We start from the raw sequence: 22,806 nt of genomic DNA on the forward strand, positions 1-22,806 counted from the left end.
GGTGGCCCGCGTCGCGTTCCTGCTCGTCGCGCTCGGGTTCGGCGCGTGGGTGGTGGTGGACCAGTGGGAGGAGATCCGCGCGGGGTTCGCCCGGCTGTCGTGGACGTCCCTCGCGCTGTCGCTCGTCGCGGTGCTCGCCGCGCTGTGCGGCGGGATGATGACGTGGCGGGCGCTGCTGGCCGACCTGGGCTCGCCGCTGCCGCTGCGCGCGGGGGCGAAGGTCTTCTTCGTGGGCCAGCTGGGCAAGTACATTCCCGGATCGCTGTGGCCGGTGATCGCCCAGATGGAGATGGGCAAGGAGCTGGGAGTGCCCAGGTCGCGGAGCGCGGCGGCGTTCTTCCTGACGCTGCCGGTGCAGCTCGGCAGCGGGCTCGTGGTCTCGGGGGTGACCCTGCTGGCGGCGATGCCGGGGGCCGCGGCGCCGTACGCGTGGGCGTTCCTGCTCATCCCGGTGCTCGCGGTGGCCTTCGAGCCGAGGGTGGTGAACGCGGTCCTCGGGTTCGGGTTGCGGAAGCTGGGGCGCGAGCCGCTGGAGCGCCCGCTCACCCGCGGGGGCATGCTCACCGCGCTGGGCTGGGCGCTGCTCGGCTGGATCGCGTACGGGCTGCACCTGGCGGCGATCGTCCACGACCTCGGGTCCTCCGGCCTTTCCGCGGTCCTGTTCTCGATCGGCGCGTTCGCGCTCTCGTGGTGTCTGGGGATCATGACGTTCGTCGTCCCGGCGGGGGCGGGGGTGCGCGAGGTGGCTATGGTGGCCGTGCTGGCGCCGGTCCTGGACCGGGGATCGGCGATCACGGTGGCGCTCTGCTCCCGGATCGTGATCATCCTCGGAGACCTTCTCTGCGCGGGTCTCGCCGGCCTGACCGCGCGCCGCGCCGAGGGATCCCGAAAGGACCGCGCTTCGGGAAAAGCAGTGTGATTTCCCCCACGGTTTCAGCGACTCTGGCAATAGAGTAAACAAGAGGAAGGGGACGGTCGTCCCGCTGTGGATCATGAGGGGGCGATCCTTCTTGACGCCGAGAGTGCTCGTCGACGCGGCCGCGGTTCCGGCCGATCGCGGTGCGCTGATCAGGTATGTCGATGGGCTCGTCGCCGCACTGGACAGAGCGGGCGCTGATCTCGCGGTCGTCTGCCAGCGCGCCGACGCCGCCCGATACGCCGGGTTGGCACCCTCCGCGCGGATTGTGCCCGGGCCTCACGGGATCACCAACCGGGCCGCCCGCCTGACATGGGAGCAGACGGGTCTGCCGTTTCTGGCCCGGCAGGTCGGCGCCCAGGTCATCCACGCCCCTTACTACTCGATCCCGCTGAGTCCCGGCCTGCCCACCGTGGCGACCGTGCACGACCTCACCTGCTTCACCGAGCCCCTGTAGCACGACGCGGTCAAGGCGGCGTTCTTCCGGGCCGCGACCCGCACGGCGGTCCGGCACGCCGCCCGGGTGATCGTGCCCTCCAAGGCGACCAGGGACGAGCTGATCAGGATCCTCTCCGCCGACCCGACCCGCATCGACGTCGCCTACCATGGCGTCGATCCCGCGCTGTTCCACCCGCCGTCCGAGCGGGAGATCACCCACGCCTCCGACCGGCTCGGCCTGCACGGCACCCCGTACGTCGCCTTCCTCGGCCCGCTGGAGCCGCGCAAGAACGTGCCGAACCTGATCCGCGGCTTCGTGCGGGCCGTCGAGAACATCCCCGACCCGCCCGCCCTGGTGCTCGCGGGGGGCATCCGCGACGCCGAGGTGGACGCCGCGGTGGAGAAGGTCCCCTCGACCGTGCGGGTGCTGCGTCCGGGCTTCCTGTCGTTCTCCGACCTGTGCGGCTTTCTCGGCGGCGCGGTGGTCGCGGCCTTCCCCTCGCGGGGCGAGGGTTTCGGGCTGCCGGTGCTCGAGGCGATGGCCTGCGGCGCGCCGGTGCTCACCACCCACCGCACCTCGTTGCCCGAGGTGGGGGGCGACGCGGTCGCCTACACCGAGCCGGACGCCGAGAGCATCGCCGAGGCGCTGCGCACGCTGCTCTCCTCGCCCGAGCGCAGGGAGGCGCTGTCCGTCGCCGGGATCGCCCGCGCCAAGGAGTTCACCTGGGAGGCCTCGGCGGAGGCGCACCTGCTCTCCTATCAGCGCGCGATCGAGTAGTGGGTTAACCTCTCGGCATGATGGAGACCCCCTTGCCCGATCTAGAGGCGATTCTCCTTGTCGGTGGACGAGGGACACGCCTGCGTCCGATGACGCTCGGCACACCGAAACCCCTGTTGCCCACGGCAGGGGTGCCCTTCCTCGCCCACCAGCTCGCCAGGGCGAGGGCTTTCGGGGTGCGGCGCATCGTGTTCGCGACCTCCTACCGGGCGGAGATGTTCTCCGAGGCGTTCGGAGACGGCGAGGCGTTCGGCCTCGCGCTCGAATACATGACGGAGGAGGTCCCGCTCGGCACCGGCGGAGCCATCCGCAACGCCGCCGAGGCGCTCACCTGCGGTCCCGACGACCCGGTGCTCGTGCTCAACGGTGACATCCTGTCCGGTCACGACATCGGCGACCAGATCGCGACGCACGTGGCGAGGAGGGCCGCCGTCACCCTGCACCTGACCGAGGTGGAGGATCCCTCACGCTTCGGGTGCGTGCCCACCGACGAGGAAGGGCGGGTGACCGCCTTCCTGGAGAAGACCCCCAACCCGGTGACGAACCGGATCAACGCCGGATGTTACGTCTTCACCCGCTCGGTGATCGACACGATCCCCGAGGGCGAGGTCGTCTCGGTCGAGCGTGAGACCTTCCCCGGCCTGATCGAGGACGGCGCCCTGGTGCTCGGCTACGCCGACGCCTCCTACTGGCTCGACGTGGGCACGCCCGCGGCCTTCGTGAAGGGCTCCCGCGACCTGGTGCTCGGCCGTCTCGCCTCGCCCGCCCTGCCGGGACCCACCGGTGACTTCCTCGCCCTGCCCGGCGCCATGATCTCGCCGGAGGCGAAGGTCTCCGGCGGTTCCGTGATCGGCGCCCGCGCGATCGTGGAGTCGGGAGCGCAGATCGGCGGCAGTGTGCTCGGGGACGACTGCGTCGTTCACTCGGGCGCGGTCGTGGTCGACTCGGTGGTCGGCATCGGCGCGCGCGTCAACTCTGGAGCGGTCCTGAGGGACGTCGTCCTCGGCGACGGCGCCGTGGTCGGCTCGGGGAACGAACTGCTCGCGGGCAGCCGGGTCTGGCCCGGCGTCGTGCTTCCCGAGTTCGCGATCCGTTTCTCCAGCGACATCTGAGCGTCCGGGGCGCGTGGACCTTCGTGAGGGAACGCGAGTGGTGCCCGCCCTGGCCGGTCGACCTGGCGCTCTCACTCGACCCGCACCGGCGCGGGAGCGGCGACCCCACCCTGAGGTCGGTGCCCGGTGGGGCCTTCTGGCGGACCTCGCGCACGCCCGACGGGCCGGGGACGCTACGGGTGGCCCTCACGGGCGGCCGGGTGGCGGCCTCGGCGTGGGGGCCCGGGGCGGAGTGGATGCTGGAGACGCTCCCCGCGCTGCTGGGCGACGGTGACGACGTCTCGGGGTTCGTTCCCGGGCACGAGGTGCTGCGTGACGCGGCGAGACGCCATCCGGGGCTGAGGATCGGCAGGACCTCACGGGTGCTTGAGGCGCTGGTCCCGGCCGTGCTGGAGCAGAAGGTGGTGTCCACCGAGGCGCGGCGGGCGTGGCGGTGGCTGCTGGGCCGCTACGGCGAGCCCGCGCCGGGTCCCGCGCCCGAGGGGATGAGGGTCTTCCCGCCACCCGAGGTGTGGTGGTCGATCCCTTCGTGGGACTGGCACCGCGCGGGGGCGGAGGCGGTGCGGGCCCGGACGATCGCGAACGCCGCCCGGTACGCGGGGCGGCTGGAGGCGGTCGGGGGCAGCGCCGACGCGGATCGGCTGCTGAGGGCGCTGCCCGGGATCGGGGTGTGGACGTCCGCCGAGGTGCGCCAGCGCTCGCACGGTGACGCGGACGCGATCTCGGTGGGCGACTTCCACCTGCCCGCGCTGGTCGGCTGGTCGCTCAGCGGTGAGCGGGTGGACGACGCGCGGATGTTGCGGCTGCTCGCTCCCTACCGGGGGCACCGGCACCGGGTCAGCCGGCTGCTGGGGTTGGGCGGTGTGCGGCCACCCGCTCGCGGGCCGAGGATGCCCGTGCGCGACTACCGGTCGTTCTGAGCGCTCCCTCGGATGCCGGTGCGCGATCACCGGTCGTTCTGCGGGTTCCCTCGTCGGGGAAGGGTTCGCCGCGTTGCCAGTCGAGGCTGTCGCGCGTGTCGGCTCCGATCAGCGGGGCGAGGACGGCGACGGCGGCGAGGGCGAGGAGAAACCAGAGCATTGTCGGCTCCTGTCGGGTGAGGTCCGAGGGGGTCCCACGGAGGATCGGGGCGGGTTTCCCGCGGGGGCGGGGTTCTGGTTGATGCCTCTAATTTATGCACCTGCAAGTATTTACGTCTATCGAGACTTGCTTGACGACATGCTTTAGAAACACTGAAGTGTCCGGCCTTCGCCGTCGTCCGGTGCGGGCGGTGTTCCGGCGCCCGGACAGGGCCTTCGCCGAGGTCCGGCGTCCGGGCATTCGAGTGGGGCGGGCATCGGGCCCGGGGCCTGTGCCGGGAGTCCGTGGGCCGTGAGCGGGTACCCGCCGCCCCGCGTTCTCGTCTCGCGCCGTACTGTGCCGTCATGAGCGCTCACCCCACCGACAACGCGATGCGCCGGGCTCTGGCCAGGGCCCGCGACGGCAAAGCTCTCGACGTCACCGAAGCCACCGTCCTGCTGCACGCGCGGGACGAACATCTGGAGACCCTCCTCGACCACGCGGGGAGGGTGCGGGACGCCGGCCTTGAGGCGGTCGGCCGGCAAGGGATCATCACCTACAGCCGCAAGGTCTTCATCCCCCTGACACGCCTGTGCCGCGACCGCTGCGGTTACTGCACGTTCGCCACCGCCCCGCACAAGCTGGAAAGCATGTTCCTGAGCCCCGACGAGGTGCTGGAGATCGCGAGGCAGGGCGCGGCGATGGGGTGCAAGGAGGCGCTGTTCACCCTGGGCGACCGGCCGGAGGACCGCTGGCACCAGGCCCGTGAGTGGCTGGACGCGCACGGCTACGACGACACGCTGTCCTACGTCCGCGCGATGGCCGTGCGGGTGCTCGAGGAGACCGGGCTGCTGCCGCACCTGAACCCGGGCGTCATGACCTGGCGGGACCTGCAGCGGCTCAAGCCGGTCGCGCCCTCCATGGGCATGATGCTGGAGACGACCTCACGGCGGCTCTTCGAGGAGAAGGGGCAGGCGCACCACGGCTCGCCCGACAAGGATCCCGCCGTGCGGCTGCGCGTGCTGGAGGACGCCGGGCGGACGAACGTGCCGTTCACCAGCGGCATCCTCATCGGCATCGGGGAGACGGTCGCCGACCGCGCCGAGTCGCTGTTCGCGCTGCGCAGGGTGGCGCGTGAGTACGGCGGCATCCAGGAGATCATCGTCCAGAACTTCCGCGCCAAGCCGGACACCGCGATGCGCGGCATGCCGGACGCCGACCTGCAGGAGCTGGCCGCGACGATCGCGGTGACCCGGCTCGTGCTCGGACCGAAGATGAGGGTGCAGGCCCCGCCGAACCTCGTCGACTCCGAGTACGAGCTGATGATCAGGGCGGGCATCGACGACTGGGGCGGCGTCTCGCCGCTCACGCCCGACCACGTCAACCCCGAGCGGCCCTGGCCGCAGATCGAGGACCTCGCCGCCCGTACGGCCGCGGCCGGGTTCGCGCTGCGCGAGCGGCTCACCATCTACCCCGAGTTCGTGCTGGCCGGGGAGCCCTGGCTCGACCCGAGGCTCAACGCGCACGTCGCAGCCCTGGCGGACCCCGAGACCGGGCTCGCCCGCGAGGACGCGGTCCTGACCGGCCGCCCCTGGCAGGAGCCCGACGGCGGTTTCGTCTCCCTGGGCCGCGTCGACCTGCACACGGCGGTCGACACCGAGGGGCGCGGCGCCGACCGCCGCGACGACTTCGACAGCGTGTACGGCGACTGGGAGGCGCTCAGGGAGCGTCTGCCCGCGGCCACCTCGGCCGTGCGGGGCGACGTGCGGGAGGCCCTGAACCGGGCCGAGAGCGACCCGGCGGGCCTGAGCGACGCCCAGGCGCTCGTCCTGCTGGACCTGGCGGGAGACCAGAACGGGGTGGGCGCCGACGACGCCGCGCTGGACGAGCTCTGCCGGATCGCCGACGGTCTGCGCAGGGAGGCCGTCGGCGACGAGGTCACCTACGTGGTGAACCGGAACATCAACTTCACCAACGTCTGCTACACCGGCTGCCGCTTCTGCGCCTTCGCGCAGCGCCGTACCGACGTCGACGCCTACACCCTCTCCCTGGAGCAGGTCGCCGACCGCGCCTGGGAGGGCTGGCAGGCCGGAGCGACCGAGGTGTGCATGCAGGGCGGCATCCACCCCGACATGCCCGGCACCGCGTACTTCGACATCGCGAGGGCGGTCAAGGCCAGGGTGCCGGAGATGCACGTCCACGCGTTCTCGCCGATGGAGGTGATCAACGGTGCCAGCCGTACCAACCTGTCCGTCGAGGACTGGCTGGTCGCCGCGAAGGAGGCGGGCGTCGACTCGCTCCCGGGCACCGCGGCGGAGATCCTCGACGACGACGTCCGCTGGGTGCTGACCAAGGGCAAGCTTCCCACCAGGGAGTGGGTCGAGGTCATCTCCACCGCGCACCGGGTCGGCATCCCGACGACCTCCACGATGATGTACGGCCACGTCGACAACCACGGGCACTGGGTGCGGCACATCCGGCTGATCCGCCGTATCCAGGAGGAGACCGGCGGGTTCACCGAGTTCGTGCCGTTGCCGTTCGTCCACCACAGTGCGCCCATCTACCTGGCGGGGATCGCCCGTCCGGGGCCGACGGCGCGGGAGAACCGGGCCGTGCACGCGCTGGCGCGCGTCCTGCTGCACGGCGCGATCGCCAATGTCCAGTGCTCGTGGGTGAAGCTCCAGGACGAGCTCTGCCGCGAGGTGCTGCTCGGCGGGGTCAACGATCTCGGCGGCACGCTGATGGAGGAGACGATCAGCAGGATGGCCGGGTCGGAGAACGGCTCCTTCAAGACCATCGGTGAGATCGAGGCGATGGTCGCCCCGACCGGGAGGCCGCTCCGGCAGCGGACCACCTCCTACGGCGTGCCGGACGCCGAGCGGGTGGCCGCGGCGAGGGCGAGTGACGGCGTCTGCCGCAGCGTCCGCCCCAACGCGCTTCCGCTGCTCTCCCTGGAGCCCTCGGCGAAGTCATAACAAGTTCTACGTCTGGCCGTCTTCGCGGAAGGTTCGTCGGCGCAATCGGCACTCCCTCTGTAGCCATATGTAGGGAGAGGTCCCGGTTTGTCGTCATCCGGCGGACACCGCGCGGCAGCCGACGTCGAGCGCCGCCGACGTGCCGCCGACGTCAGGCACGCGTACGTCTGTCGCCGGCGGCGGCCGCGTCGACGGGTCCGCCCGAACGGCCGACCCGGTGCTCCCGTCAGCGGACGACGACGAAGTCGGACGCGAGCCTGGGGGCGCGGTCCCTCGGCGGGGCGGCGGGATGGCCGATGGCGACGGCGCCCATCGGGTCCCAGCCCAGGGGCAGGTCGAGGACCTGCCTGACCACGTCGCGGCAGAACATGGTGGACGACACCCAGGCGGATCCCAGGCCCTCCACCGCGAGCTGGACCAGGAAGTTCTGCACCCCCGCGCCGGTCGCGACCACGAACATCTCCCGCTCGGCCGCATCGCGCCGGGCGTCGCCGTAGGTGTGCGAGCCGTCCATCACCAGGCAGGGCACCGCCAGACAGGGGGCCGCGCGCAACACGTCGCCCCGCCTCACCCGCTTGGCGATCGACTCCTCGGAGAATCCGTCACCGCGCAGGTCGGTGATCCAGGCCTCCCGCATCGCGTCGAGCAGCTTCTCGCGGGTCTCCGCCGACTCCAGCAGGACGAACCGCCACGGGGTCGTGTGGTGCGGGGCGGGTGCGGCGATCGCGGCCTCGACCGCCCTGCGGACCTTGGCGCCGTCCACGGGGTCGGCGGAGAACTCGCGGACGGTCCTGCGGGCGAAGACCACGTCGCGCGAACCGTACCGGAACATGTCCTCGGCGGACGGGCGGAGCAGCTCGCCGACTCCCGGACCGTCCTCCTCCGTGGTGTACTCCGCCAGACCTCTGATCACCGCCACCGGGGTCTGCGAGACCTTCCCCTTGACCAGGTCCCCGGCCGCCGCGAACTCGTCGGCGACGGCGGTCAGGGTGACCTCGAGCGGGTTGCCGTGGTCGTCGGACATGCCCCGGTAGTCGAGCGCGGGCGTCACCCCCGCGAGGCCGACGGCGAGGTCGGTCTGGCCGTTGCGCCACGGGCGGCCGAAGGTGTCGGAGATGACCACGCCGACCGACACACCGAGCAGCTCCCTGACGCGCGCCCTGACGGCCGAGGCGGAGGCGTCCGGGTCGGTGGGCAGCAGGACGACCGTGCCGGGACGGGTGTTGGAGGCGTCGACCCCGGCGGCGGCCATCACGAACCCGTGCGCCGTCTCGGCGATCACGGTCTCACCCCTGCGGGCGACCACCCGCCGCGTCTCCGCCTCGACGGCCTCGGCACGGGTCGCGTCGTGCAGCACCCGGCCCTCGGCCTTGCTGGAGATCTTCGAGGTGACCACGAGGATGTCGCCGTCGCGCAGGTCGGGCAGGGCCGTGGCGATCAGCTCGCCGACGTCGTCGCCCTCGCGCACCTCGGGCATGCCGGGAACCGCGAAGACCTCCACCTTGACGTCCGAGGACTCCTCCTGCCCGCGCCTGAACCGGCTCATCACACACCTTCCTCGGGGGTCGCGGACGCGCCGGATCCGTTCGCGGCGGGAGAACCCTCGTACGGCGCCGGAGGGGCGGCGCGCCGGCCCGCGAGCCGTACGGCCATGTCCAGGGCGGCACGGGCGATGGCCGCGGCGGACTCGACGTCGTGCATGATCAGCGGGCGGGCCTCGACGTCGACGCCGTCGAGGGCGACCCCGGCGTCCTCCTCCGCGACCAGCCAGCCGTCCACCAGCGGTGATCCGTACAGTTCGAGGACGGCCTGCGCGGTGGTCTCCACGCCGATCGCGGTCAGGCAGGCGTCGGCCATGCCCCGGACGGGGGCGCCGCCGACGATGGGCGAGACGCCGACGACGGTCTTGCCCTCAAGGGCCTCGCGGACGCCCTTGATCTGCAGGATCGTGCCGATGCTGACGACCGGGTTGGACGGCGGGAGGATGACCGCGTCCGCGGCGGCGATGGACTCCAGCACTCCGGGGGCGGGGGAGGCGTCGTCCGCGCCGACCAGGATGATCTGCTCGGCGGGGACCGAGGCGCGCAGCCGCACCCACCACTCCTGGAAGTGGATGGCGCGACGGCCCCGCTCGTCGGAGACGACGACGTGGGTCTCGGTCCTGTCGTCGCTCATCGGGATCAGGCGTACGCCCGGCTGCCAGCGCGCGCACAGCGCCTCGGTGACCGCGGACAGGGGGTATCCGGCGTCGAGCATCTGGGTGCGCACGATGTGGGTGGCGAAGTCACGGTCGCCGAGGCCGAACCACTGCGGCTCGACGCCGTAGGCGGCGAGTTCCTCCTTGACGACGTGCGACTCGGACCGCCGTCCCCACCCCTGCTCCTCGTCGATGCCGCCGCCCAGTGTGTACATCACGGTGTCGAGGTCGGGGCAGACCCGCAGGCCGTAGAGGCTGATGTCGTCACCGGTGTTGCCGATGACGGTGATCTCGGAATCGGGGGCCGCGGTGAGCAGGCCGCGCAGGAAACGGGCGCCGCCGATTCCGCCGGCGAGGGAGACGATGCGCATGCCGTCCAGTGTTCCACTAGGTCACCTGACCCGTTGTCGGGGTACCGGCGGGCGATTCACACTACTCTTTTCATGATCGTTATGCGGGGCGCCCGCCCTGCCGGATCGCCTGGTAGGACGCCCGAAATGTGGGCTTATAGGGTGTCAAAAAAGTATTTGTGGGGTTGGTGGGCTTCCCGGGACCACCGGCAGCAAAGTCAGCCATGTGCAAAACTGACCCGGGTTTACCTAAAGACCCTCTGGGGGTAGTTGTGATCAATGTCGAGGCGGGCCGGCTCCGGGAACCGGCCGCGTGGCTCATGGTCGCCTTCGGGTCCGCGAGCGTTCTCGTCGGCATCGAACGCCTGCTTTTCGGGGGTGGGCCGTCGTCCTCCTTCGCCGAGCGCTCGTCGGACTTCACGGGGCAGTTCACCTCGCCGGTCGCGTCCGCGTTGCTCGTGGGCGCCGTGCTGCTGGCGACCAACTTCGGCCCGGTGATCGAGCGGCTGAAGGTGATGGCCCTCGTCGTGGCCGGTACGCTCGGCCTCTCCGCGCTGTTCGGCCTGATCGGCCTGTTCGGCGGGCTGTTCGGGGGCGCGGAGGGCTTCCTGGGGAAGGTTGAGTTCTTCCTCGTCAACCTGCCCGCCCTCGCGTTGACCGTGGTCGCGCTGCTGTACGTGCTGCCGAAGGCGATCCCGCCGGGCCCGCGCGAGGACCCCTTCCGCGCCGGTGGCGGCTTCGGCCACTCCCCGGACCCGCAGGAGCAGCGGTACGCCTACGGCCGGCCGCCCGTCCCCGGGCAGCAGGCTCCCTTCCAGGGCCCCCAGGGCCCCCAGGGCGTTCCGGGACAGGGCGTTCCGCAGGGCGCGTACCCCCAGGCCCAGGGCGGCCCCCCTCCCCACGGCCCCCAGGGGCAGATGCCCCCGCAGGGCGGCCAGGGGTATCCGCAGGGCCAGGGGCCGCAGGGCGGCCAGGGGTATCCGCAGGGCCAGGGGCCGCAGGGCGGCCAGGGGTATCCGCAGGCCCAGGAGCCGCAGGGCGGCCAGGGACACCCGCAGGAGGTCCCGCCCGTCCCGGCTCCGCAGCCCCCGTACGAGCGCCCCGCGCTCCCGCCGGCGCCCGCGCACAGTTCCACCGGAGCCCAGGAGGGATACGGCCGGCCGGAGGCGTCCCCCGCGCCGCAGGCCGGTGAGGGATACTCACAGGCCCCCTACCCGCCGCCCGCCGAGAACCAGTCCTACGCCGCCCAGCCCGGCCCCTACGCTCAGCCGTCCCAGCAGCAGGAGCCGCAGGGGTACGCGCAGCAGGAGCAGAACCACCCGCAGCCCGCCTCGCCTGTGGAGAGCTACACCCCGAACCCGTACGTCGCGGCGGACGTCCAGCCCTCGGCCCCTGCCAAGCCGTACGATCCCCCGGCCGCGGCCTACGACCCGCCGATCTACGCCGCCCCGGTGGAGCCGCACGCCCAGACGGAACCCCGTCTGCCGAGCTACCCGCAGTTCCCCGACTCCTCGTCGTACGGTCAGGAGTCGCAGGACTTCGGCAGGCAGGCTGAATCTCCGGCGTCCCCGGCGTTCCCGGAGTCCCCGGCCTCGCCGGTTCCCCCCGCGTACGGCCAGGAGGCGCAGCCGTCGGGATCCGGGCGGCACTCCAGCCCTCGGCTGCCGAGCTACTCCCAGTACTCAGAGCCCTCCCAGTACGCCGAGCCCTCGTCGTCCTCGTCGTACGGTCAGGGGACGCAGGACTTCGGCAGGCAGGCCGACTCGTCCGCGTACGGTCATCAGTCGGACCCGCTGCGCTCCGACTATGGGCAGACCGCTCCTTCCGGACAGTCCGACCCGCTCTTCGGACGCCAGGACGAGCCTCCGACGTCCCCGGTCTCGCCGGTTTCTCCCGCGTACGATCAGGAACCGCGGCAGCCGGGCTACCCGCAGCCCGAGCAGCCGAGCTACTCGCAGCCCGATCCGCAGGGATACCCGCCCGCCGACTCGCAGGGCTACCAGCGGTCCGAGGTCCCGGGCTTCGGCGGGCACCGGGAGTCGCAGTCCTACCCGCAGCCGGAGCCGCAGTCGCCCGGCTACGGGCACCAGCCCGAGCAGCAGGCCGAGGGGCACCAGGGCCGGACGGCGGACAGCCGGCAGCACCCGCCGTTCGACGGCCCGCCGCAGTCCTTCCCGCAGCCGCCGGAGAACTACGGCCAGCCGTTCACCGGTTACTCCGGCGCCGAGTTCGGCCGTCAGGGCGAGCAGAGCCCGGCATACCCGGCGCTCGACCCGGTGGACCTCAGGTCCCAGCAGATGGCTCAGGCGTACCAGCAGGCGGAGAGCTACCAGCAGCAGGCCCAGCAGGGCGGCACCGAGCCGCAGCTGCGCGTTCCCGAGTACGGTTCCCCGGGGTACGAGGGCCCGTTCGGGCACCCGCAGACCCCTGAGGCCCCGCGCCCCTCGCAGAGTCCCCAGCCCTCACAGACCCCTCAGGCTCCGCAGGACTCCCAGGCGCCGTACGGGTCCCACCAGTGGGACCCCCAGTCGGAGACGACGGTCCGGTTCGACCCGAGCGCCTACCAGGGAGACCCGCTGAGCGGTCCCTCGCCCGCGGCCAGGACGTGGGACTCGCAGCCGATAGACCCCACGGCGATCTACAAGCCCGAACAACGCCCAGGTCAGGTCACGGATGAGGAAACCACGGATAGAGAGAGGGTGGGCCCCGGTCAGGATCAGAACATGTCCTGGTACGGTTCCGACCGCCGAGAGCACTGAGCCCCTGGCGGTCGAAGCGATCACCTGGTGCAATTGCCGTCGTGGCAGGCACACGACCCACAACCGGGGAGAGCAGGTCTTTCCCCGGATACCAGCATGCCGCTTGACGCCACACCGAGCACACGCGTGTAATTACACACGTGTTGTTACGCCTTCCTCTGGGTGGGTAAGGGGGAGGCGTTCATAGGGGGGCTCCAATTTTGCGGGCTTGCGGCAGGGAGGTGTGCAGTGGCCGACCTGGTCATCGCACAGGAGAGCATCGCTGAAGAGCAGCTTGGCTGGCAGGAGCGCGCCTTGTGCGCGCAGACCGACCCGGAGGCGTTCTTCCCGGAGAAGGGAGGGTCCACCCGCGAGGCCAAGAAGGTTTGCCGCTCCTGCGAGGTGCGTGCCGAGTGTCTTGAGTACGCACTCGAACACGACGAGCGGTTTGGAATCTGGGGTGGGTTGTCGGAGCGTGAGCGCCGCCGCATCAAGCGTGAGGCGGTCTGAGCCGTCCGGAGACCGGGTGGCCGGAAGGCTTGAGCGCTCTGGCGTCCGGACGCTCTGGACGTCCGGGCACCGGCGAACACTATGAACACGACAAACACCATGAACACCATGAAAACCGATCGAGACCGAGGCGCCGAAGCGGTGGCGAAGAGGCTTGATCGGTCTGGCAGAAGTGCATGACGCCTCTCGGAGGCGTTTGACGAATATGTCCACGGGGTCACGTGACCGTCGGTCACGTGACCCTTTTTTCATGCCCGCGACCAGGTGTAAGACATAGTCCGACAGAGGGTGCCGTATCGTTAGCGCGCCGATTCCCGCCACTCCTGAACACGGGACATATGTCCATCACCGACCCCCCGCACCCCCAGCGCCCCCAGCACACCGTCACCGCGATCGTCGTCTCCCACGACGGTTCCCGCTGGCTGGGGGAGACCCTGGAAGCCCTGCTCAAACAGACCCGCCCGGTGGACCGGGTCGTCGGGGTCGACAACGGCAGCAGGGACGGCAGCGCCGCGCTGCTCACCGCGGCCCTCGGCTCCAGGGCGGTGCTCACCCTGCCGCGCTCGACCGGTTTCGGCGAGGCCGTCGCCGAGGTCCTCGACCGGCTCGGCCCCGGTGGCGGACAGGAGTGGATCTGGCTGCTGCACGACGACTGCGCCCCGGACGTCCACGCCCTGCGGCTCCTGCTGGAGGCCGCGGACGAGGACCCCAAGGCGGCGGTGCTCGGGCCCAAGCTCCGCGACTGGCTCGACCGGCGGCTCCTGCTGGAGGTCGGCGTCACCGTCGACCGTACCGGCCGCAGGGACACCGGGCTGGAGCCCCGCGAGTTCGACCAGGGGCAGTACGACGGGACCAGGGACGTGCTCTCGGTCTCCACCGCGGGCATGCTGGTCCGCAGGGACGTCTGGGAGGAGGTCGGCGGGCTCGATCCCGCCCTGCCGCTGTTCCGCGACGACCTCGACCTGTGCTGGCGCGTCAGGAACGCCGGACACCGCGTGCGGAACGTCACGGGGGCGGTCGCCTGGCACGCGGAGGCGGCCACCCGGCGGCGGCGCCGCATCACCGCGAGCGGGGACCACCCCCGCCGCCTGGACCGCCGCAACGCGCTCTTCGTCGTCATGGCGAACCTGCCCCTGCGCCCGCTGCTGTGGGCACTGGTGCGCAACGCCTTCGGGTCGATCTTCCGTACGGTGCTGTTCCTGGTGGCCAAGCAGCCCGCCAACGCGCTGGACGAGTTTCTCGCGTTCGGCTCGGTGTTCGGTCACCCCATCCGGATGATCAAGGCAAGGCGGGTGCGGGCGAAGGGCCGCAGGCAGGGGTACGCGGCGGTGAGCCGGCTCCTCACCCAGCCGGGCGCCGGTTACCGCCGGCTCGCCGACAGGGCACGGAGCTACCTGGCCGGGGGCGGGTTCGTGGAGTCCGCGGGACGCCACCACGCCATGGCGGCCTCGCCGCACGCGCAGGAGGACGGCGAGGAACTGCTCACCGACGCCGGGGTGATGCAGCGCGTCTTCGGAAACCCCGGCGTCCTGCTCTTCCTGGCGCTCGTCCTGGTGACGCTGGTCGCCGAGCGCGCGGTGACCGGCGGGGCCAGGCTGGGCGGCGGCGCGCTCGTCCCGGTGATCGGCGGGGCCTCCGACCTGTGGGACCTCTACCGCGCGAGCTACCACCAGGTGGGACTGGGCACCGACGCGTGGGCCCCGCCGTACGTGGCGGTGCTGGCCGTGCTCTCCACGCTGATGTTCGGCAAGACGTGGCTCGCGGTGTCGCTGCTGCTGCTCGGCTGCGTGCCGCTGGCGGGGATCTCCGCGTACGCGGCCACCCGGTCGATGATCCCCGGCCGCTGGACCAGGGTCTGGCTCGCCTCCTCGTACGCCCTCCTGCCTGTCGCCACCGGCGCGGTCGCCGCGGGACGGCTCGGCACCGCGGTGGTCTTCGTGCTGCTGCCCGTCTACGCGGCGCTCGCCACCGCCGTCCTCACCGCGGAGCGCCGTCGCGCCCGCCGCGCCGCCTGGGGCCTGGGACTTCTCCTCGCCGTCGGCACGGCCTTCGCCCCGCTGGTCTACCCGCTGACCGCGATCCTCGGCGCGCTGGCGGCGCTCGCCTTCCCGCGCAGGGGCGTCGCGGTCTCGATGCTCGTGGCGTTCGCCGTCCCCGTGGCCCTGCTGTTCCCCTGGCTCCTCCAGGTGGTCGCCGCCCCCGGGCAGCTGCTGCTGGAGGCCGGGCTGCACCAGCCGGAGCTGGTCGACCCCGCGCTGCCCGCCGGGTCGCTGCTGTTGCTCAGCCCCGGCGGTCCCGGCATGCCGCCGCTCTGGGTGACCGGCGGTCTCCTCGCCGCCTGCCTGCTCGCGCTGCTGATGCGCCGCAACCGGATGGTGATCGCGGTCGGCTGGGGCGTCGCGCTCTTCGGGGTGCTGGTGGCGATCCTGGTCAGCAGGACCACCGTCACCTCGATCAACGGCGACGTCGAGGCCCCCGCGTGGCCGGGGGTGCCGCTCGCCTTCGCCGCCACCGGCATGCTCGTGGTGGCCGCGCTCACCGCCGACAGGATCGTGGAGTTCCGGGCCGCGGGGGGAGTGCGCAGGCTCGCCGCGCTCGGTGTCGTGCTGGTCGCGTTCTCCACGCCGCTGCTCGCGGCGGGCATGTGGATCGTGAAGGGCGTGGACGGCCCGCTCCGAGGGACCGTACGCGACGTCATGCCGGCCCTCGCCGCGAACAACTCCTCGGGCGGCGAGCGGACCCTGCTGCTGCGCTCCTCGACGGGCGGTCTGCTCTTCACCGTGCTGCGCGGGCGCACCCCGGTGGTCGGCGAGGCCGACATCCCCGTCCCCGAAGGGCCCAGGGAGCTGGTCCGGCTCGCCGCGGCGGGGCTGGTGTCCGGCAGGGGCGGTGACGACGCCCGGGTCCTCGCGGCCCACGGCGTGCGGTTCGTCGTGGTGACCGCGCCCGTCGATCCGGAGATCAGCCACGCGCTCGACTCGCAGCCCTCGCTGGCGAGGATGAGCCTGTCCCGCTCGGTCGGCGTGTGGCGGCTCACCCAGCCGATCGCCCTTCCGGTGCCCCCGCCGGGAGACCCCTGGCACGGCCGCTGGCTCTGGGCCCAGGCCGCGCTGGTGCTGGTCGTCCTGGTCCTGGCCGCACCCGGGGCGCGTACCGAGTCCGACGAGCCCGCGCTCCCCCAGAACCTGCCCGAACCTCGCAGAGAGCTGGCCGCCCGGTGAAATCCCTGATCGAGAACCGGTTCAGCCTGCTGGTGCTGGTCCTGGTGGCCCTCCTCGCCCTGTACGGGGTGGCCTACGCCACCCAGCCGCAGGCCGTCGTCGTCACCGCCCCGGGGTTCGAGAAGGTGCCCGTCGCCTCGGTGACGGCCGTCTGCCCGGCGCCCGGAGACACCTCCGTCGGGGTGGTCGTCCCGCCGGGCAGCCGGGAGCCGGGCTCCGCGACGCTCGTCACGGGCGACAAGAGCCTCGCCACCGTCGACGTCCCCGGACGTCTCTGGCACGACGAGGTGCCGGCCTCGTCGCCGCCCCTCGTCGTCGCGGCCACCGGGAGCATGGCCGCCGGTCTGGAGATCTCGCAGACCCGCAGGGAGAAGTCGGGCGAGCAGCGAGGACTGGCGGGGACACGCTGCACGGAGCCGACGGCGAGCACCTGGCTGGTCGGGCCGGGGCCGGCCGCGGCGGACGTCACGCTGTACCTGACCAACGCCGATCTCGCCCCGGCCATCGCGGAGATCATGGTCTACACGGGCGAGGGGCCGGTGTTCGACGACTCGGGCGGCGTGTTCACCCTCAAGCCGGGCCAGAGCCGCTCGATCAAGGTCGTGGACATCGCCCCCTCGGCGCTCGTCGTGGCGATCCAGGTCCGTACCAGCGCGGGGCGGGTCACCGCCGCGGCACGGGCGATCATGAACGACGGGCGGGGCGTGGACTGGCTGCCCGCCTCCGCGCCCCCCGCCACCCGCGTCGTCGTGCCGGGCATTCCCGGCGGCGGCGGAAAACGCGAGCTGATCGTCGCCTCCGCAGAGGAGTTCGACACCCTGGTGGAGGTCAAGGCACTCACCCCCGAAGGGACGTACGCGCTCCAGGGCCGCGAACTCGTCGAGGTGCCCGCGGGTTCCGTGACGAGCCTCGACCTGTCCGGCGGGATCGGCGGCCAGCCGTCCGCGCTGGTGCTCACCTCGGACACCCCGATCGTCGCCGGGCTCGTCGCCACCGGCACCGGTTCGAAGACCGATGTGGCCTTCACGGCGGGGGCGGCCCCCATAGACCTGGGCAGCGTCGTCGCCGACAACCGTACGGGCGGCAAGGTGAGCTCCCGGCTGCTGCTGACCGCGCCGGACACGGCCGGCCTGGTGAGCGTGCAGGTGGTCCCGCGCGAGGGCGAGCCGGGCGAGCCGTTCCAGGTGGAGATCCCCGCCGAGCGGACCAAACAGGTCGCGCTCACCAAGGTGAAAGGGCCCTTCGCGGTGGTCGTGCAACCGCTGCCCGGGTCGGGACCGGTCTACGGGGGGCGCGTCCTGGAGGAACGGCTCAAGGGTGGGCCCGCGCTGACCGTGCAGCCGCTCGCCCCCGCCCGCCTGTGGGCGCTGGTCCCGCCGATCGCCGAGTCCGCCGCAACCGTCCTGCCCTGAACCGTCCTGCCCTGAACCGTTCTGCCCTGAACCGTCCTGTCCTGAACGGGGTCCTGCGCCGGAAGGCCACGGGAGCGTCGTGGTCTCCCGTGTCGTGCGGGGTCGGTCGTGGCCGCCTCGGGACACGGCGGGGACGGCCCTCTCCGGCGCGGCGGGTCAGTCGTGATCGTCGAAGCCGGGGTCGACCGACTCCGGGGAGAGCCCGAACAGGCCCGCGACCTGCTCGACCACCGTCTCGTGCACCATCGCGCCCAGGTGGTCGCGGTCGCGCGCCCTGCTCTCCAGCGGGCGACGGTAGATGATCACAACGGCCGGGCGGCTCCCCGCGGCGGGCTCCGAGCGTCCGAAGGGGATGGGGTCGCCGTTCAGCAGTCCGGGACCGTCGCCCAGCTCGCTGATCGGCGGGACCTCCTCGACCGCGAACTCCACGGCGGACAACTGCTTGGCCCACCGGGGCTTGAGCCGGTCGACGGCGTCCAGGACGAGATCGTCGAACCGCTCGCTGCGGGCCTTGGCGATCGGCACGTGCGAGGGCGCCAGCGGGCCGCGCAGGCCGCGACCATGCCTGTCGCGCCTGCGGGGAGGGCGGGGTCTGCCGGGTGCCGGGCTCACGGCCCCAGCTTAGACGTGACCCGGACCAGGGCGGGAGGTGCCGTGACCGGAGTGCGGGCGGACGGAAGGGGTGACGGCGGGGGCGCGGGTGACGGGGGATGCCGAGGAGAGGCGCGCGGACGACAGGAGTGATGTGGCGGAGCGGCAGGGGAGGGGCGCGGGAGGGAGGGGGCGTGCGGGAGATCCTGTCGTTCGCGTCAGGCGCACAGCGGTGGGACGAGAACCCCGTCGGGGAACGCCGCCCGCGGCGGCTCGTTGATCCTCCCGGAGAAACACCGGGAATCGGCGAACGGTTGTAAGCCGTACAGGCAGGTGGAACCCGGGACACGTGTCCGAATTGTGGCGACACGCTCGTTAAGAGCGCTCAGATAGTGGCGCCTCGGACGCTTACCGGATACGGTCCCACCGTGAGCCCCGTCCGCCGCTGTTCCCGCACCGCGTGCAGTCAGCCTGCCGTTTTCACGCTCACGTACGTCTACGCCGATTCGACCGCTGTTCTCGGACCCTTGGCGACGTACGCCGAGCCGCACTGTTACGACCTGTGTGCCGAGCACGCCGAGCGGCTCACCGCCCCCCGAGGCTGGGAGGTGGTGCGCCTGCCGACCGATGGCGCGCCGCCGAGCACGGACGACCTGGAGGCCCTCGCGAACGCGGTCCGCGAGGCGGCCAGGCCCACGCCGAGCGGCGGCACCGAGCCGGTCGGCCAGGGGGTCGAGGTCGGCCGCCGAGGTCACCTGCGAGTGCTTCGCTCCGCACAGCCCCAGCGCGACCGCTGACCCTACTAGGCTGGGAGCACGAGACACGACGCAAGGGGTGGAGCTGGAGTGGGCGACCTCGCCAAGATCTTCAAGGCGTACGACGTCCGTGGCGTCGTGCCGGACGAGCTCGACGAGGAGACCGCGGAGGCGGTCGGCGCGGCCTTCGTGGAGGTGACCGGGGCGAAGACCGCCGTGGTGGCGTACGACATGCGCGAGTCGTCGGTGCCGCTGGCCGCGGCCTTCACCCGGGGGGCGACCTCGCGGGGGGCCGATGTGATCAACGCGGGCCTGGGCTCCACGGACCTGCTCTACTACGCGAGTGGCAGCCTCGGCCTGCCCGGGGTGATGTTCACCGCGAGCCACAACCCGGCCCGCTACAACGGCATGAAGATGTGCAGGGCGGGCGCCGTGCCGATCGGTGGCGCCACCGGGCTCGTCGAGATCCGCGAGCGGGCCGCCGCGATCCTGGCCTCGGGCATCCTCGGCGGCGAGGGGGGCGGGAAGGTCTCCGAGCGCGATCTGCTGCGCGGCTACGCCGACCACCTGCGCACCCTGGTCGACCTGTCGGGCATCCGGCCGCTGCGAGTGGTGGTCGACGCGGGCAACGGGATGGGCGGGCACACGGTCCCGACGGTGTTCGAGGGGCTGCCCGTCGAGCTGACGTCCCTCTACTTCGAGCTCGACGGCACCTTCCCCAACCACGAGGCGAACCCCATCGAGCCCGACAACCTGCGCGACCTGCAGAAGGCCGTGCTCGACGTGGGCGCCGACATCGGGCTCGCCTTCGACGGAGACGCCGACCGCTGCTGGGTCGTCGACGAGCGCGGCGAGTCCGTCTCCCCGTCGACGATCACCGCGCTGGTCGCGGTCCGCGAGCTGGGCAGGCACCCCGGGGCCGCGATCATCCACAACCTGATCACCTCCAGGGGCGTTCCGGAGATCGTCGCCGAGCACGGCGGCCGTCCGGTCCGCACCCGCGTGGGGCACTCGTTCATCAAGGCCGAGATGGCCGCGACCGGCGCGGTCTTCGGCGGCGAGCACTCCGCCCACTACTACTTCAGGGACTTCTGGTTCGCCGACTCCGGCATGCTGGCCGCGCTGCACGTGCTGGCCGCGCTGGGCGAGCAGGAGAAGCCTCTCTCGGAGATCCTCGCCGAATACACTCGGTACGCGGCCTCCGAGGAGATCAACAGCACGGTCGCCGACCAGGATGCGGCGACGAAGCGGGTCCGCGAGATCTTCGCCGCCCGCGCAGGCGTCACCTTCGACGAGCTGGACGGCCTGACCGTCTCCGGCCCCGGATGGTGGTTCAACCTCCGTCCTTCCAACACAGAGCCGCTGCTCAGGCTGAACGCCGAGGCGGCCGACGAGATTCAGATGGCAGCGATCAGGGACGAGGTCCTGGCTGTCGTGAGGAGCTGAACGAGTGAAGATCGACGACTGGCTGCTGGAGATCCTTGCCTGCCCCAACTGCAAGTCCCCCCTGAGGGCCGATCCCAAGGTGGACGAGCTGTCCTGCACCTCCGCCTCGTGCGGCCTGGTCTATCCGGTACGGGACGACATCCCGGTCCTGCTGGTCGACGAGGCCCGGAAGTCGTGAACTGGGAGCCCGATCGGCTCGACGACCAGAAATGGCTGATCGAGGGAGACCCGGCGGGCATGTTACGGGCGGTGGCCGGCTCGGCCGCGCAGGTCCGCACCTCCCGCAGGGCCGCCCTGGAGTCGGGCCTGTCCTCGCTCGCCGAGGACGGCAGGCCCCGGGCGGTCGTGGTCGCCGGTATGGGCTCCTCGGGCATCGCCGGTGACATCCTCGACGTGGTGTGCGGCCACGGCGCCCCGCTGCCGATCGTGACCGTCAGGTCCTACCGGCTGCCCGGCTGGATCGGCGCGACCGACCTGGTGATCGCGGTGTCGCGTTCCGGCAGGACCGAGGAGACGCTCGCGGTCGCCGCCGAGGCCGTACGCAGAGGCTGCCGCCTGCTCGCCGTCGGCGGGCCCGACTCGCCGCTGCACGCGATCGCCAGGCAGGCGGGAGCGCCGTTCGTGCCCGTCGCGGGCGGCGGGCAGGCGCGCGCCGCGGTGTGGGCGGCGTCGGTCCCGCTGATCGTCGCCGCCGCCCGGCTCGGCCTGGTCGAAGCCGGGGAGGAGGTGTTCGAGGAGGTGGCCACGCGCCTTGAGGATCTCGCCCACCGCTGCCGCCCGGCGAGCGAGTCGTTCATCAATCCCGGCAAGTCGCTCGCGATGGAGTTCGCCGAGACCGTGCCGATGATCTGGGGATCCTCCCCGCTGGCCGCCGTCGCGGCCCGCCGGTGGGCCGGTGCGCTCAATACGAACGGTAAATACCCGGCGATGTACGGCGAACTACCCGGGGCCGGTCACGACCAGGTGGCCGTCCTCGACGGCCCGCTCGCCCAGCGGGACATTTTCGCCGACGAGAGCGGCAGATCGCTCCGGCTGTTCGTGCTCCGCGACGTGGAGGAGCACCCCCGGGTCGTACGGCAGCGGGAGGCGTCGGTGCGGCTGGCGGAGGATCGCGGCGTCCCGGTCACGCAGATCGCCGCGGAGGGGACGCATCCGCTGGAGCGGCTCGCGACATTGGTCGCGCTCGGAGATTTCGCGAGTACGTACCTCGCGCTCGGGTACGGGATCGACCCGGCAACTGTGTCGGCCATCACAGGACTCAAGGCCAGGGTTTCGCAATAGGATCCCTTGTCTTGTCTTTCCCTACCAACCAGCTGAGTGGAGGCTGCCGTGAGCGCGGGCGGCGGTACTAAGGCAATCATCGCGGCGTTGGCGGCCAACCTGGCGATCGCCGTGGCCAAATTCGTGGCGTTTCTCTTCACGGGCTCGTCATCGATGATCGCCGAATCGGTTCACTCGGTGGCCGACTCGGGCAACCAGGCGCTGCTGCTCCTGGGCGGCAAGCGCGCGCAGCGGGCGCGTACGCCCCAGCATCCCTTCGGATACGGCAGGGAGCGTTACTTCTACGCGTTCGTGGTGGCGGTGGTGCTGTTCACCATCGGCGCGGTGTTCTCGCTCTACGAGGGCTGGCACAAGATCCACGCTCCCGAGGAGCTCACGTCGCCTCAGTGGGCCTTCGGCGTGCTGATCTTCGCGATCATCGCCGAGGGGTTCTCGTTCAGGACGGCGATCATCGAGTCCAACCACGTCCGTGGAAAGCAGTCGTGGGTGCAGTTCATCCGCCGCTCCAAGGCGCCCGAGCTGCCGGTCATCGTGCTGGAGGACCTGGGCGCGCTGCTCGGCCTGATCTTCGCGCTCTTCGGCGTGACGATGGCCGTGGTGACCGGCGACCCCGTCTGGGACGGCATCGGCACCATGATGATCGGCGCCCTGCTCGCGGTGATCGCGGTGATCCTGGCGATCGAGACCAAGTCGCTGCTGATCGGTGAGAGCGCGGGGCCCGAGGTTCAGACCCGCATCGCGGACGCCCTGGAGAGCGCGCCCGAGGTGACCCGGGTCATCCACATGCGCACGCTCCACCTGGGGCCCGAGGAGATCCTGGTCGCCGCCAAGATCGCGGTGGACCACGACGACACGGCCGCCGAGGTGGCCCGCGGCATCGACGAGGCCGAGCAGCGCATCCGCGCCGCCGTTCCCGAGGCGCGCGTCATCTATCTGGAGCCCGATCTCGACAGGGCCGGCGTCGCCGACCGCGTCTGAGTCTCACCGGACGGTCCGGGGCCGTGAAAGGCTCCGGACCCGTGGGAGT

At 71.9% G+C, this 22,806-nt stretch carries 17 protein-coding genes and 1 pseudogene; 15 read left to right on the top strand and 3 right to left on the bottom strand.

Annotated elements, in window-relative coordinates; genetic code table 11:
* Nucleotide 1 precedes the first annotated feature (1 nt).
* The 6 genes and pseudogenes from ABT352_RS20555 to ABT352_RS20580 all read left to right on the top strand — a co-directional run bounded on the left by ABT352_RS20555 (nucleotide 2) and on the right by ABT352_RS20580 (nucleotide 7,278).
* Nucleotides 2–919, top strand: a complete 918-nt coding sequence (locus tag ABT352_RS20555) for a lysylphosphatidylglycerol synthase transmembrane domain-containing protein (RefSeq protein WP_350946466.1) — start codon at nucleotides 2–4, stop codon at nucleotides 917–919.
* 103 nt (nucleotides 920–1,022) lie between these two features.
* Nucleotides 1,023–1,526 (top strand): annotated as a pseudogene (locus tag ABT352_RS20560) (glycosyltransferase); the annotation flags it as partial.
* Nucleotides 1,527–1,565: 39 nt separating this feature from the next.
* Nucleotides 1,566–2,132: a glycosyltransferase family 4 protein gene (locus ABT352_RS20565; RefSeq protein WP_502992884.1), complete on the top strand. Its 567-nt coding sequence runs from the start codon at nucleotides 1,566–1,568 to the stop codon at nucleotides 2,130–2,132.
* A gap of 20 nt (nucleotides 2,133–2,152) precedes the next feature.
* Nucleotides 2,153–3,244, top strand: a complete 1,092-nt coding sequence (manB, locus tag ABT352_RS20570; protein ID WP_502992885.1) for a mannose-1-phosphate guanylyltransferase — start codon at nucleotides 2,153–2,155, stop codon at nucleotides 3,242–3,244.
* Nucleotides 3,245–3,267: 23 nt separating this feature from the next.
* Entirely contained in the window at nucleotides 3,268–4,164 is an 897-nt protein-coding gene (locus ABT352_RS20575; protein ID WP_350946468.1) for a DNA-3-methyladenine glycosylase family protein, read from the top strand.
* A gap of 504 nt (nucleotides 4,165–4,668) precedes the next feature.
* Nucleotides 4,669–7,278 (top strand): bifunctional FO biosynthesis protein CofGH, encoded by a 2,610-nt coding sequence (locus ABT352_RS20580; protein ID WP_350946469.1) that lies wholly within the window; start codon nucleotides 4,669–4,671, stop codon nucleotides 7,276–7,278.
* Nucleotides 7,279–7,504: 226 nt separating this feature from the next.
* Here the strand turns inward: ABT352_RS20580 and ABT352_RS20585 are convergent, their stop codons facing one another.
* Both ABT352_RS20585 and cofD read right to left on the bottom strand, forming a co-directional pair.
* Nucleotides 7,505–8,824, bottom strand: a complete 1,320-nt coding sequence (locus ABT352_RS20585) for a coenzyme F420-0:L-glutamate ligase (RefSeq protein ID WP_350946470.1) — start codon at nucleotides 8,822–8,824, stop codon at nucleotides 7,505–7,507.
* The gene (gene cofD, locus ABT352_RS20590) at nucleotides 8,824–9,846 is read right to left on the bottom strand and encodes a 2-phospho-L-lactate transferase (protein WP_350946471.1); all 1,023 of its coding nucleotides are present in this window, start codon (nucleotides 9,844–9,846) and stop codon (nucleotides 8,824–8,826) included. The genes ABT352_RS20585 and cofD overlap by 1 nt, the downstream gene beginning before the upstream one ends.
* A gap of 251 nt (nucleotides 9,847–10,097) precedes the next feature.
* On the opposite strand from cofD, the gene ABT352_RS20595 reads away from it, so the two are divergent.
* The 4 genes from ABT352_RS20595 to ABT352_RS20610 all read left to right on the top strand — a co-directional run bounded on the left by ABT352_RS20595 (nucleotide 10,098) and on the right by ABT352_RS20610 (nucleotide 17,706).
* Nucleotides 10,098–12,584 carry a hypothetical protein gene (locus tag ABT352_RS20595; protein ID WP_350946472.1) on the top strand — a complete coding sequence of 829 codons (2,487 nt, stop codon included), beginning with the start codon at nucleotides 10,098–10,100 and terminating at the stop codon, nucleotides 12,582–12,584.
* 228 nt (nucleotides 12,585–12,812) lie between these two features.
* Entirely contained in the window at nucleotides 12,813–13,073 is a 261-nt protein-coding gene (locus ABT352_RS20600) for a WhiB family transcriptional regulator (RefSeq protein WP_037969494.1), read from the top strand.
* A gap of 338 nt (nucleotides 13,074–13,411) precedes the next feature.
* Nucleotides 13,412–16,294 carry a glycosyltransferase gene (locus ABT352_RS20605; protein WP_350946473.1) on the top strand — a complete coding sequence of 961 codons (2,883 nt, stop codon included), beginning with the start codon at nucleotides 13,412–13,414 and terminating at the stop codon, nucleotides 16,292–16,294.
* A complete protein-coding gene (locus ABT352_RS20610) occupies nucleotides 16,291–17,706 on the top strand; it encodes a DUF5719 family protein (RefSeq protein WP_350946474.1) in 1,416 nt (471 codons plus the stop codon). The genes ABT352_RS20605 and ABT352_RS20610 overlap by 4 nt, the downstream gene beginning before the upstream one ends.
* Nucleotides 17,707–17,862: 156 nt before the next feature.
* Here the strand turns inward: ABT352_RS20610 and ABT352_RS20615 are convergent, their stop codons facing one another.
* A complete protein-coding gene (locus ABT352_RS20615) occupies nucleotides 17,863–18,318 on the bottom strand; it encodes a metallopeptidase family protein (protein ID WP_350946475.1) in 456 nt (151 codons plus the stop codon).
* A 407-nt stretch (nucleotides 18,319–18,725) separates the two neighbouring features.
* Between ABT352_RS20615 and ABT352_RS20620 the strand changes: the two genes are divergently transcribed.
* The 5 genes from ABT352_RS20620 to ABT352_RS20640 are packed head-to-tail and all read left to right on the top strand — an operon-like array spanning nucleotide 18,726 to nucleotide 22,757.
* Complete coding sequence (locus tag ABT352_RS20620; RefSeq protein ID WP_350946476.1) at nucleotides 18,726–19,094, top strand: DUF3499 domain-containing protein; 369 nt, start codon at nucleotides 18,726–18,728, stop codon at nucleotides 19,092–19,094.
* 48 nt (nucleotides 19,095–19,142) lie between these two features.
* On the top strand, nucleotides 19,143–20,498 hold the full coding sequence (locus ABT352_RS20625; protein ID WP_350946477.1) for a phosphomannomutase/phosphoglucomutase: 1,356 nt from the start codon (nucleotides 19,143–19,145) through the stop codon (nucleotides 20,496–20,498).
* A 4-nt stretch (nucleotides 20,499–20,502) separates the two neighbouring features.
* Nucleotides 20,503–20,676: a Trm112 family protein gene (locus ABT352_RS20630; RefSeq protein WP_350946478.1), complete on the top strand. Its 174-nt coding sequence runs from the start codon at nucleotides 20,503–20,505 to the stop codon at nucleotides 20,674–20,676.
* The gene (locus ABT352_RS20635; protein WP_350946479.1) at nucleotides 20,673–21,779 is read left to right on the top strand and encodes an SIS domain-containing protein; all 1,107 of its coding nucleotides are present in this window, start codon (nucleotides 20,673–20,675) and stop codon (nucleotides 21,777–21,779) included. Before ABT352_RS20630 ends, ABT352_RS20635 begins: the two co-directional genes overlap by 4 nt.
* Nucleotides 21,780–21,827: 48 nt before the next feature.
* The gene (locus ABT352_RS20640) at nucleotides 21,828–22,757 is read left to right on the top strand and encodes a cation diffusion facilitator family transporter (protein WP_350946614.1); all 930 of its coding nucleotides are present in this window, start codon (nucleotides 21,828–21,830) and stop codon (nucleotides 22,755–22,757) included.
* The last annotated feature ends 49 nt before the right edge of the window (nucleotides 22,758–22,806 follow it).

This window comes from Streptosporangium sp. NPDC000563, from assembly GCF_040299985.1.
Taxonomy (GTDB): Bacteria; Actinomycetota; Actinomycetes; order Streptosporangiales; family Streptosporangiaceae; genus Streptosporangium.

Excerpts from the sequence above, each read along its gene's own strand:
- manB (WP_502992885.1), top strand. The coding sequence starts at position 2,153 with ATGGAGACCCCCTTGCCCGATCTAGAGGCGATTCTCCTTGTCGGTGGA.
- ABT352_RS20580 (WP_350946469.1), top strand. The coding sequence starts at position 4,669 with ATGAGCGCTCACCCCACCGACAACGCGATGCGCCGGGCTCTGGCCAGG.
- ABT352_RS20585 (WP_350946470.1), bottom strand. The coding sequence starts at position 8,824 with ATGAGCCGGTTCAGGCGCGGGCAGGAGGAGTCCTCGGACGTCAAGGTG.
- cofD (WP_350946471.1), bottom strand. The coding sequence starts at position 9,846 with ATGCGCATCGTCTCCCTCGCCGGCGGAATCGGCGGCGCCCGTTTCCTG.
- ABT352_RS20605 (WP_350946473.1), top strand. The coding sequence starts at position 13,412 with ATGTCCATCACCGACCCCCCGCACCCCCAGCGCCCCCAGCACACCGTC.